The sequence below is a fragment of the Sphingomonas sp. DC1600-2 genome, from assembly GCF_049897605.1.
GTDB lineage: Bacteria > Pseudomonadota > Alphaproteobacteria > Sphingomonadales > Sphingomonadaceae > Sphingomonas.
Map to the genome: position 1 here is coordinate 94,049 of NZ_JAFCWO010000001.1, position 10,879 is coordinate 104,927.

Sequence of the window (10,879 nt, forward strand, 5' to 3'; positions counted from 1 at the left end):
ACTGCCCGTTCCAAACCGAAAGTTCCTGGCATGACCGCCGCGTTGATTGATGGAAAAGCCTTTGCGGCGGGCTTGCGCGCGCGCATTGCCACGCGGGTCGCGGCGTTCGTGGGCCAGGCCGGGCGCGCGCCGGGGCTGGCGGTGGTGCTGGTCGGCGAAGATCCGGCTTCGGCGGTGTACGTCCGCAACAAGGGGCGCGCGACGCGTGAGGCCGGGATGGTCAGCGTCGAGCATCGCCTGCCTGCGGATGTGCCGCAGGACGCGCTGCTCGATCTGGTCGATGCGCTCAACGCCGATCCCGCGATCGACGGCATCCTCGTGCAATTGCCGCTGCCCGGGCATATTGACGAGCGCACCGTGCTCACCCGGATCGACCCCGACAAGGACGTCGATGGCTTCCACCCGGTCAACGCCGGGCGGTTGGCGACGGGGCTGCCGGGGTTCGTGCCGTGCACGCCCTTTGGCTGCGTGATGCTGCTGAAGGATGTGCTGGGCGATCTCGCCGGGCTCGATGCGGTGGTGATCGGGCGCTCGAACATCGTCGGCAAGCCGATGGCGCAATTGCTGATCGCGGAAAGCTGCACCGTCACGGTCGCGCATTCGCGCACGCGCGACCTGTCGAGCGTGATCAAGCGCGCCGACATCGTCGTGGCGGCGGTCGGGCGGCCCGAAATGATCAAGGGCGAATGGCTGAAGCCCGGCGCGACGGTGATCGATGTCGGCATCAACCGCACCGAGGCCGGGCTGGTCGGCGATGTCGATTTTGCGGGCGCGATGAGCGTGGCGGGCGCGGTGACGCCGGTGCCGGGCGGCGTCGGCCCGATGACGATCGCCTGCCTGCTGCGCAACGCACTGCTCTCGGCCGAGCGGCGCGAAGGCGTGGTCGGCGAGGGCGATTTGTGATCGCAGCCTTGCTGCTGGCGGCGACCGCTTCCCCAACATCCGTTCGGGCTGAGCCTGTCGAAGCCCCTGCCGCCGCGCGCGCGGAGAGGAGCCCTTCGACAGGCTCAGGGCGAACGGAGCTTGGGTCCGCCCTCGACGCCGAACGCGCCTTTGCCGCCGATGCGCAGGCGCTCGGGCAATGGACCGCGTTCCGCAAATGGGCGGCAGCCGATGCGACGATGTTCGTGCCGCAGCCGGTCAATGCGCAAGCGTGGCTGAAGGACCGCACGGACCCGGCCAAGGCGATCAGCTGGTGGCCGACCGCAAGCTATGTGTCGTGCGATGGATCGCTCGCGGTCAACACCGGCGGGTGGAAGCGGCCCGACGGGTCGGTCGGTTATTTTTCCACCGTGTGGCAGCGCCAGCCGGATGGCGGCTGGAAGTGGATCGTCGATGGTGGGGATGATTTGAAGGTCGGGCGCCATGTCCCGAAGTCTCCGAAAATGATCAGGTCCTCGTGCGGCAGACATTGGATGGTGGACACCAGCCAATTACCGCGCGTGCCAGGAGCTGGCGCTGGCCAGTCCAGGGACGGAACATTGTGGTGGGATTGGCACGTTGCCGATAATGGTTCCCGCAAGTTTACCGCACAGCAATGGGGTCGCACGCGTTTGGTGACCGTCATCGACGACAAGATTGCCGCCCCCAAATGATCGAACTCTACATCTCCTCGCTCATCACCTTCTTCGTGGTGATCGATCCTCCGGGGTGCGCGCCGATCTATGCCGGGCTGACGGCGGGGGCGACGCCGGTGCATGCGCGCGCGATGGCGCTGCGCGCGGTGCTGGTGGCGGCGGGCATTTTGCTGGTGTTCGCGTTGTTCGGCGAAGCGTTGCTGCATGGGCTGGGGATCAGCCTGGCGAGCTTCCGCATCGCGGGCGGGATCATGCTGTTCCTGATCGCGCTGGAAATGGTGTTCGAAAAACGCACCGAACGCCGCGAGGACCGCGCCGCCAAGATCGCTGCCGAGCCGCATGACGATGTATCGATCTTCCCGATGGCGATGCCGATGATCGCGGGGCCGGGGTCGATCGCCTCGGTCATGCTGCTGATGGGCCGCAATGAGGGGATCGAGCGCTCGCTTGTCGTGCTCGGTGCGCTGGCGACGATCCTGCTGCTGACGCTGGTTTCCCTGCTTGCTGCGGGGCCGATCATGCGCGTGCTGGGGGCCAAGATCGAAGCGGTGATCACGCGGCTTCTCGGCGTGCTGCTGGCGGCGCTCGCCGTGCAGTTCGTGATCGACGGGATCAAGATCAGTCTGGCTTGATCCGCCACAGCCGCAGCGGCGATTTGGCAGGCAGCGGTAGCGGCTCTAGCCAGTCGAAGGTCTTGCGGTGGGCGAGCTGGTCGTAAAAGCCGCCGGGCGCGCGCACGCGGTAGATCGTCGATTCGGCCATGTTGGGGCAAATCAGCAACATCGTCGCGCCGTGGCGCTTGGCGATCGCGCGGAAATTTTCGGGCGTGCCGGAAAAGGCGTGCTGCACATCCAGGATCGCATCGCCATTGCGGTGATAGGGCCCCGCCACCGCATTGTGATGGGTGATGGTGATGATGCGCGGCCCCAGATCGACGAAGCTGAAGATCGTCTGCGCCGGATAACGGTTGAGCGGGCTCAAAGCGGTCATCGTCGGGCACGAACCGCTGGCGCGATCGATGATCTGGACGCGCTTGGTCGGCCGGTCGATCGGCAGGAAGCGGATGGCCAGCCCGGCAAACAGACCGGAGCCGACCAGCAGGATCACGGCAACCGTCCCGAGCACGCGCACCAGCGGTGAGCGCTGGGCTTGCAGATAGGGGATCAGCAGCCATGCCAGCGCCACTGCGCCGGGCACCGCCAGCATTTGTGCGGCAGGCCCTGCGCGCGCTTGCCACAGCAGCAGCAAGGCGGCCCCGGTGACGAACAGCAAGACCGTCGCCCACGCCGCACCCAGCGCGGTGCCGCGCGCGCGCCACGTCGCGATGATCGCGCCGATCACGCCGACCACCGGCATGATCGCGACCGGGAAGGCGACGCGGAACGGGTGGACATAGATTGGCCGCGCCTCGCGGATCATGTTGAGCCAGTTCTTCTGCAATTCGGGCGAGGCCTGTTCGGGGCGGCCAAGGCATTGCGGGAAGACCAAGGCGAAGCCGATCACGATCACCGCGCCCGCCGCGATGGCAAGCGCGAGGCGCACCCAGCGATTGGCGGGATTGGACCAGGCCAGTGCGAACAGCAAAGCGCCCGCCATCACCATCACGCTCAGCCATACTGGCGTCAGCGCGTCGCAGCGCAGCGCGGCGTTGCCGTAAGAGGCGAACAGCGCATAGCCGATTCCGCTCCCGGCCCCCAGGCACAGCGCATAGATCGACAAGCGCTGGGCTTCGGCGCGATCCCAGATCCAGCGCAGCGCGAGGATCGCACCAGCGATGGCGGCATAAGGCAGCATCTCCAGCCCGATCGCGAGCGACACCGCGCTCGCCAAGCCGACGATCGCACCGCCGCGTATCCCCTTTGGATCGGACAGGCCCGCCACCGTCAGGCTGAGCATGGCGAGCTGCCAGCCGTGATGATCGATGCGTTCGGGCATGTACATCAAGAGCGTCGCCGAACAGCAGAGCAGCAAGGCGATTGCGAGCGGCCAGGCATAGGGGCTGATCAGGCGCCGGACCGTGGCCCCCAGGCCAAGGATGGCGATGCTCAGCGGCAGCAGCGGGGCAATGCCGCAAGCGAGCATCTCGGCTTCGCGCGCGCCGACGAACGGACGCAGCAGCAGGATCAGCCCGGCGATCGGCAAATCGACGATCCGGCTCCAGTGAATGTCATAGCCGCCGGGCGGGTTCAGCCGATATTGACGCAGATCGTACCAGCCCTGCCCGCCCAACCAGGCGCGCACCTGCATCAGCCGCATATTGTCGTCGGTGTCGCCAAGCTGCAGATAATGGATACCAACCCAGCGATCGTGCACGAAATAGATGGCGATACAAAGCCAGGCGATCAGGCTCAGGCGGACCCAATCCCGCTCCACACTGCGCATCAGCGAACCACCCGTCATCCAAACCGCTTTCCTAGACCGAGATCGCGCTCTACTGCGGCACGCGTAAAGGGCAAGCAAACGTGACGACACTCCTCCAACACGTCGATCGCTGGCGGTCGAACCCGCTGTTCGGCCAGATGGTGCGGTTCGGCATCGCCGGCGGATTGTCGACGGTGCTCTATTCGGCGGTGTACCTGCCGCTGACGCTGTATGTGTTCGAGCGGCAGCATGCGGTCTATGCCGTGCCGTTCGCGTTTGCGGTCGCGGTGACGGCGGGGTTTTTCCTGCACAGCCGCTGGAGCTTCAAAGGGCATGGCACGGGCGCGCGGGGGGCGGCGCAGCAAGTGCAGTTCGTGCTGGTGCAAGCATCGGGGATGGCGCTGAACGCGCTGATCACCTGGATCGGCACCGCCAAGCTCGGTTATCCCGGCTGGGTGCCGCTGCTGCCCGCGATCGTGCTGGCAACGGGGATGACCTTCGTGCTCAACCGCTATCTGGTGTTCAAATAAGATGGGATGCGTCGACCTTGGATAGAATCGTTTACGACCGCATGGCGGCGCATGATTCGACGCATTGGTGGTATCGCGCGCGGCGCGACATCCTGGCCGACTATCTGGCGCGCAAAGGGCATTTGCCCGCCGATGCGCGTATCCTGGAGATTGGCTGCGGCACAGGCCACAATCTGCCGATGCTTGGCGCTTTCGGCACGGTCGAGGCAATTGAGATTGATCCCGCCGCGCGTGCGATTGCCAGTGAGCGGCTGGGCAAGCCGGTTGGTGCTGCCCCCTTGCCCGAACTGACCGGGGTCGAGCGCGGTGCCTATGATCTGATCGCGGTGCTCGATGTCGTCGAGCATATCGAAGACGATGTCGCGGCGTTGAAGGCGATGGGGGAATGCCTGAAGCCCGGCGGCAAGATTTTGATCGCGGTGCCCGCGCACCAATGGATGTGGAGCGCGCACGATGTCGTCAACCACCATCACCGACGCTATTCCAAGGCGACGCTGGGCGCGGCGATCGGCAAGGCGGGGCTGAAGCATAATGGCCTGCGCTGGTTCAACTCGCTGCTGTTTCCGCTCGCGGTCGCATCGCGCGTGGCGGGGCGGATTCGCGGCAAGGACGATAGCGACGATTCCCCGCCGCCCGGGCCGGTGAACGCGCTGTTCGAGGCGGTTTTCCGGCTGGAGCGTCACCTGGTCGGCCGGGTACCGCTGTCGCCGGGCGTGTCGATCGTGACGCTCGCTTCGGTGAAATAAGGGGGGTCACCCCTCCGTTCGTGCTGAGCCTGTCGAAGCACTGCTTTCCGCAAGGCCTGGTTCCTGCGGTGAGCGCTGCCCTTCGACAAGCTCCGGGCGAACGGGCTGGGGCTGGGCTTCCGCGCGATAGCCGAGCGTCGCCCGCCCCTGGATCGGCCCCACCACATCGGCAACCAGATAGAGCGGGCGGCGCTTCGATTCGACATACAGCCGCCCGAGATATTCGCCGATCATGCCCAGCACGAACATCTGGAACGCGCCGAGCAGCACGACGACGAGCATCGTCGAGGTCCAACCCGCGACCGCGCTGCCGCTGAAAAAGCCGACCGCGATATAGAGGAACAGCAGCAACGATGCCGCCGTCAGCGCCAGGCCCAAATGGCTGGCGAAGCGCAACGGCGCGGTCGAAAAGCCGGTGACCGCGTCGAGCGCGAGGCGGATCATCTTGCCGAGCGGATAATTGGTTTCCCCCGCATGGCGCTCGGCGCGGTCATAAGGGAAGGGGATCTGCTTGAAGCCGACCCAGGCGACCATGCCGCGAATGAAGCGGGCCTGTTCGGGCATCGACAGGAAGGCGTCGAGCGCCCGCCTGCTCATCAAGCGGAAATCGCCGGTGTCGAGCGGGATGGCGGTGTCGGTGACGCGGTCGAGCAAGCGGTAGAAAGCGGCGGCGGTGGCTTTCTTGAACAGCGTCTCGCCCTCGCGTTTGCGGCGTACCGCATAAACGACATCGGCCCCCTGCGCGGCCATCGCGGCACGCATGTCGGTCAGCAATTCGGGCGGGTCCTGCAGATCGGCATCGATAATCAGGATCTGCGCGCCCGAACACAGATCGAGCCCGGCGGTGAGCGCGAGCTGGTGTCCGTGGTTGCGCGACAGGTTGACGACCACCAGGCGCGGGTCGTCGGCGGCGAGGCGCTGCATCTCGCCCCAGCTATCGTCGCGCGAGCCATCGTTGATCAGCAGGATTTCGTAATCGTTGCCCACAGCGGCGCGCGCGGCGGCGGTTACGCGCGCATGCAGCACGGCGAGGCATGCCGCTTCGTTATAACAGGGGATGACAACGGACAAAGCGGGGGATGTGGGACGCGACATGCCTGCTGAATAGCGTGTCGTCGCGGTGCCGTCATGGGGAAGTTGTGCGCCGGGGAGAGATCAGACGCGGATGACGCTGTTGACCGCGTCCGCCGCGCGCAGCGCACCGATCACGCGCATCAGATGGTGGACGTCGTGCACTTCGACATCGATCGTATTGGTGTGGAAGCCGGTGTCGCGATTGTCGAGCCGCAAATTGACGATATTGGCCTTTTGCGCGCCGATGATCGTCGCGATCGTGCCGAGTGCGCCAGGTTCGTTCTTGACCTCCACCGAGATGCGGCCAGTCGCGCCTTCGGTCTTGTCACCCCACGACAGATCGACCCAATCGGCGTCGTCGGCGGCAGCGAGGACCGGACAGTCGATCGTGTGGACCTCGATCCCGGCGTCGGGGCGGCGTAAGCCGACGATGCGGTCGCCGGGTACGGGATGGCAACATTCGGCGAGATCGAAGGCGACCCCGGCGGTCAGCCCGCGAATTGAAATCGCGCTAGATTGCGGGGGCAAGTCGCGCAACGCATCGGCACCGGCCGAGCCCGGCATCAGCGCCTCCATCACCGCCGCATCGGGCAGGCGGCGGCGGGCGATCGCTTCGAGCAAGGCCGCTTCGTCCGCGACCTTCAGCCGCTGCATGGCCATCGCCTGCGCATTGCCGGCGAGCGGGGCAGGCAGGCGCGAGACGAGCTCGTCATACATCTTGCGGCCGAGCGCCTGCGTTTCGACGCGTTCCTTGTGGCGCAAATGCCGCCGGATCGCGGCGCGTGCCTTGCCCGTGATGGCGAAGTTCAGCCAATTGGCCTGCGGCTCCTGCGCCTTGGAACGCAGAATCTGCACCTGGTCGCCATTTTCGATCGTCGTGCGCAGCGGCACGACGCGGCCGTTGATCTTGGCCCCGACCGCCTGGTCGCCCAAATCGGTATGGACGGCATAAGCGAAGTCGATCGGCGATGCGCCCTTGGGCAATTGGTGCAGCTCGCCCTTGGGGGTGAAGGCGAAGATGCGATCCTGGTACATCGCCATCTTGGTATGTTCGAGCAGTTCCTCGGGGCTTTCGGCATTGTCGAGGATTTCGACCAGATCGCGGATCCAGCTCACCTGCGTGTCGGGGCGCACGCGCCCGTTCATCGGATCCTGCTTGTACGCCCAATGCGCGGCGAGGCCGAGCTCGGCCTCTTCATGCATGTCGTGTGTGCGGATCTGGATTTCGACGCGGGTATTGTCGGCGTGGATAACGCTGGTGTGGAGGGAGCGATAGCCGTTGCGCTTGGGGGTCGAGATATAATCCTTGAAGCGCCCCGGCACCATCGGCCAGCGGCGGTGGATTACGCCCAGCGCCGCGTAACACGCCTCCTCGGTCGGCACGATCGCGCGGAACGCCATGATGTCGCTCAATTGTTCGAAGCTGATATGGCGCTCGGCCATCTTCTTCCAGATCGAATAGGGATGCTTTTCGCGGCCCGAAATTTCGGCCTCGATCCCGGCGCGCGACAGGAGCAGTTTCAGCCCCGACCCGATCTTGGCGATGCGGTCGCCGCCGCCTTCCTTCAACTGGGCAAGACGCTTGGTGATCGATTCATAGGCTTCGGGTTCGAGCTGCGCGAAGGCGAGCGTCTGCATCTCCTTCATGAACTCGTACATGCCGATCCGCTCGGCGAGCGGGGCGTAGATGTCCATCGTCTCGCGCGCGATGCGTTTGCGCTTGTCGGGATTCTTGATGAAATGCAGCGTACGCATGTTGTGCAGCCGGTCGGCGAGCTTGACCAGCAACACGCGAATGTCGTCGGACATCGCCAGCAGGAATTTGCGCAGATTTTCGGCGGCGCGTTCGTTTTCGGTCTGCGCCTCGATCTTGGACAGTTTGGTTACGCCGTCGACCAGCCGCGCGACCGAGGGGCCGAACAGCCGTGTAATCTCCTCGGGCGTGGCGACGGTATCCTCGATCGTGTCGTGCAGGATCGCGGTCGCAATCGTTTCGTCGTCGAGGTGCAGATCGGTCAGGATGCCGGCCACCTCGATCGGGTGGCTGAAATAGGGGTCGCCATTGGCGCGTTTCTGGCTGCCATGTGCCTGCATTGAGAACACATAGGCGCGGTTCAGCAGCGCCTCATTGGCAGTGGGATCGTAATCGAGGACCCGATCGACGAGTTCATATTGGCGTAGCATCTAGCCCCAAGATGGCGTCTGAGCCTGTTGCTTTGCAACATGTTTAGCCCGAAGGCCAAAAAAACCCCTCCCGCGCGGGCGCGGAAGGGGCAATGCACCTCTCGGGGAGGATGCTTATTTGACGCGGGCGTTGCACTTGGCGAGCGCATCGGCGTCGAACGCCTGACCTGCTGCGGTGAAGGCCGAAAGTTTGCCAGCGCGCTGGGCCACCATTTCACACACGATGACGTCGCGCTGCGGACCCTTGGCGGCGGTGAAGGCAGTGTTGTTCCACTTCCACAGCGTTCCGCTGGTGATGAGCACGGTCTTGGTGGGGGCGGCGACCGGGGTGGCGGCGTAATACGCATTGTCGTCGGCGGCATGGGCGGCCATCGGCGCGAGCAAAGTGGCCGAGGCCAGAACGGCAGCGGCGGCGAGCGTACGAATCATGGCGACGGTCCTCATAAATCAGTTGCTAAGGGCCACCTAAATGCTGCACATGCGAGTTGCAAGTAGAAACGTATATTTCAGTCCCATGACGGGTCAAGATGGGATAAGGTTGACGATTATGGACGAAAAACTGCGCGAACCCTTGCGGGAACTGGTAAAGTGCAGCCTGCCCGCGGCGCTGGAGGCGATGGGGGAACGCTGGAGCTTCATGATCCTGCGTGCTGCGTTTAACGGCTTGCACCATTTCGAGCAGTTCCAGTCCGAACTTGGCATCGCGCGCAACATTCTCGCCAACCGGCTGGGGCGATTGGTCGATCATGGCATCTTGACCCGCACGGCGATGCCCGAGGACCGGCGCAAGATTCAATATGAACTGACCGAGAAGGGCACGGCGTTGCTGCCGACGATGCTGGCGTTGCGGCAGTGGGGCGAGCGCTGGGAAACGGGCTTTCGCGCCAGCCCGGTGCTGGTCGACAAGCGCGACATGCGCCCGATCGCGCCGATCGAGGTGCGCGCCTGGGATGGCCGGGTGCTGACCAAACCCGACTTGCTGTGGGCGCTGCCGGAGGACGTCAATTATGACGAACAGGCGTTGCGCGCCGCCGAATAAGTCGCGGGGGCTGCGACGAAACGCCCTGTAGATTCGCCGATCGATCTTGCGTATCGGTGATGCGTGGCAAGCCTTCACACCTTCGCCAATCCGGCGCGTTTCCTGAAACTGGCGCGTCCGTTGACGCCGCCGCTGTTCTGGGCGGGCGTGCTGTTGATCGCTTACGGCGTGTGGGGCGGGCTGGCGCGGACCCCGCCCGATTATCTGCAGGGCGAGACGGTGCGGATCCTCTACATTCACGTGCCGACGGCGTGGCTCGGCATGGCCGGGTGGAGCGGGATCGCGGTGTCGTCGCTGACCTTTCTGGTATGGCGGCATCCGCTGGCGATGATCGCGGCGCGCGCGATCGCGCTGCCCGGTGCGGCGTTCGCGGCTTTGTGCCTCGCGACGGGATCGATCTGGGGGCGACCCACCTGGGGCACGTGGTGGCAATGGGACGGGCGGCTGACCTCGATGTTGCTGCTGTTCTTCGTCTATCTGGGGTTCATGGCGCTGACCCGCGCCGATGACGATCGCGGCGGCGACGGGCGTATTCCGGCGATTTATGGCATTGCCGGATCGGTGTTGTTGCCGATCATCCGCTATTCGGTGGTGTGGTGGAACACGCTGCACCAGGGGCAAAGCATCGGTCTCACTTCCTCCAAGATCGATGCGACGATCCTGTGGCCCTTATGGTTCACGCTCAGCGGCTTCACCTGCTTCTTCGCCGCGATCGTGCTGATGCGGATGCGTACCATTCTCGCGCGGACCAAGGCCGAGGCGCGGATGCGGCGCATGGCGCATGTCGTGGATGTGGCCGTATGAACCCCTGGCCGTTCGTGATGGCCGCTTATGCGCTGACCGGGGTCGTCTCGGTCGGGCTGGCGGCGTGGAGCTTCGTGGCGATGCGCCGGAGCGAGAAACGATGAAGGCCAAGCATCAACGCCTGACGCTGGTGTTGCTCGCGGTCGCGGCGGTCGGCGGGGCGAGCGTGCTGGCGCTGTCCGCGCTGAAGGACCAGGCGGCCTTCTTCTATGCGCCGGGCGATGTGAAGAAGGACGGGCTTCCGCTCGGCCGCGCGGTGCGGCTCGGCGGGATGGTCGCGGATCATTCGATCCAGCGTCTTCCCGACGGCGTGTCGATGCGTTTCGTCGTTACCGACGGCGTCGCCACCGTGCCGGTGGCCTTCAAGGGCATCGCCCCCGACCTGTTCCGCGAGAAATCGGGCGTGGTGGCGGAAGGATCGTTCAACCCCGATGGCAGCTTCACCGCGACCAATTTGCTGGCCAAGCATGATGAGAAATACATGCCGCCGGAGATTGCGGGCAAGATGCACGAGACAAAGACGCTGAAACAATGATCGGCCTGGCACCGCGCGCCTATTTCGCT

The 10,879-nt window shown here is 65.0% G+C and carries 12 protein-coding genes; 8 read left to right on the forward strand and 4 right to left on the reverse strand.

From position 1 onward, the window contains the following. The first annotated feature begins 30 nt into the window (after positions 1-30). From folD to ACP7BL_RS00525, 3 genes are read left to right on the forward strand one after another with little or no spacing between them, the layout of a single operon-like run. Positions 31-903: a bifunctional methylenetetrahydrofolate dehydrogenase/methenyltetrahydrofolate cyclohydrolase FolD gene (folD, locus tag ACP7BL_RS00515; protein ID WP_426257336.1), complete on the forward strand. Its 873-nt coding sequence runs from the start codon at positions 31-33 to the stop codon at positions 901-903. Further along, positions 900-1,595 (forward strand): hypothetical protein, encoded by a 696-nt coding sequence (locus ACP7BL_RS00520; RefSeq protein WP_426257337.1) that lies wholly within the window; start codon positions 900-902, stop codon positions 1,593-1,595. The genes folD and ACP7BL_RS00520 overlap by 4 nt, the downstream gene beginning before the upstream one ends. Beyond that, positions 1,592-2,209, forward strand: a complete 618-nt coding sequence (locus ACP7BL_RS00525; protein ID WP_341202601.1) for a MarC family protein — start codon at positions 1,592-1,594, stop codon at positions 2,207-2,209. Before ACP7BL_RS00520 ends, ACP7BL_RS00525 begins: the two co-directional genes overlap by 4 nt. On the opposite strand, the gene ACP7BL_RS00530 is transcribed toward ACP7BL_RS00525, so the two are convergent. Further along, positions 2,196-3,977 (reverse strand): AcrB/AcrD/AcrF family protein, encoded by a 1,782-nt coding sequence (locus ACP7BL_RS00530; protein WP_426257338.1) that lies wholly within the window; start codon positions 3,975-3,977, stop codon positions 2,196-2,198. The two genes, ACP7BL_RS00525 and ACP7BL_RS00530, sit on opposite strands and share 14 nt — an antisense overlap. A gap of 62 nt (positions 3,978-4,039) precedes the next feature. Here ACP7BL_RS00530 and ACP7BL_RS00535 point away from each other — a divergent pair, with 62 nt between their 5' ends. After that, a complete protein-coding gene (locus tag ACP7BL_RS00535) occupies positions 4,040-4,468 on the forward strand; it encodes a GtrA family protein (RefSeq protein WP_231565078.1) in 429 nt (142 codons plus the stop codon). Between the two features lie 17 nt (positions 4,469-4,485). Further along, positions 4,486-5,214, forward strand: a complete 729-nt coding sequence (locus ACP7BL_RS00540; RefSeq protein ID WP_426257339.1) for a class I SAM-dependent methyltransferase — start codon at positions 4,486-4,488, stop codon at positions 5,212-5,214. 6 nt (positions 5,215-5,220) lie between these two features. Here ACP7BL_RS00540 and ACP7BL_RS00545 read toward each other — a convergent pair whose 3' ends face one another. From ACP7BL_RS00545 to ACP7BL_RS00555, 3 genes are all read right to left on the reverse strand, one after another. Continuing rightward, the gene (locus ACP7BL_RS00545) at positions 5,221-6,309 is read right to left on the reverse strand and encodes a glycosyltransferase family 2 protein (RefSeq protein WP_426257340.1); all 1,089 of its coding nucleotides are present in this window, start codon (positions 6,307-6,309) and stop codon (positions 5,221-5,223) included. A 60-nt stretch (positions 6,310-6,369) separates the two neighbouring features. Continuing rightward, entirely contained in the window at positions 6,370-8,472 is a 2,103-nt protein-coding gene (locus ACP7BL_RS00550; protein ID WP_341202605.1) for a bifunctional (p)ppGpp synthetase/guanosine-3',5'-bis(diphosphate) 3'-pyrophosphohydrolase, read from the reverse strand. 114 nt (positions 8,473-8,586) lie between these two features. Then, positions 8,587-8,901 carry a CC_3452 family protein gene (locus ACP7BL_RS00555; RefSeq protein ID WP_137903155.1) on the reverse strand — a complete coding sequence of 105 codons (315 nt, stop codon included), beginning with the start codon at positions 8,899-8,901 and terminating at the stop codon, positions 8,587-8,589. Positions 8,902-9,019: 118 nt separating this feature from the next. On the opposite strand from ACP7BL_RS00555, the gene ACP7BL_RS00560 reads away from it, so the two are divergent. The 3 genes from ACP7BL_RS00560 (at position 9,020) to ccmE (ending at position 10,850) form a co-directional block, all read left to right on the forward strand. Next, complete coding sequence (locus ACP7BL_RS00560) at positions 9,020-9,511, forward strand: winged helix-turn-helix transcriptional regulator (RefSeq protein ID WP_010405266.1); 492 nt, start codon at positions 9,020-9,022, stop codon at positions 9,509-9,511. 63 nt (positions 9,512-9,574) lie between these two features. Beyond that, the gene (gene ccmC, locus ACP7BL_RS00565; protein WP_033964858.1) at positions 9,575-10,315 is read left to right on the forward strand and encodes a heme ABC transporter permease CcmC; all 741 of its coding nucleotides are present in this window, start codon (positions 9,575-9,577) and stop codon (positions 10,313-10,315) included. Between the two features lie 100 nt (positions 10,316-10,415). Then, positions 10,416-10,850, forward strand: a complete 435-nt coding sequence (gene ccmE / locus ACP7BL_RS00570) for a cytochrome c maturation protein CcmE (protein ID WP_033964859.1) — start codon at positions 10,416-10,418, stop codon at positions 10,848-10,850. Positions 10,851-10,879 lie beyond the last annotated feature (29 nt).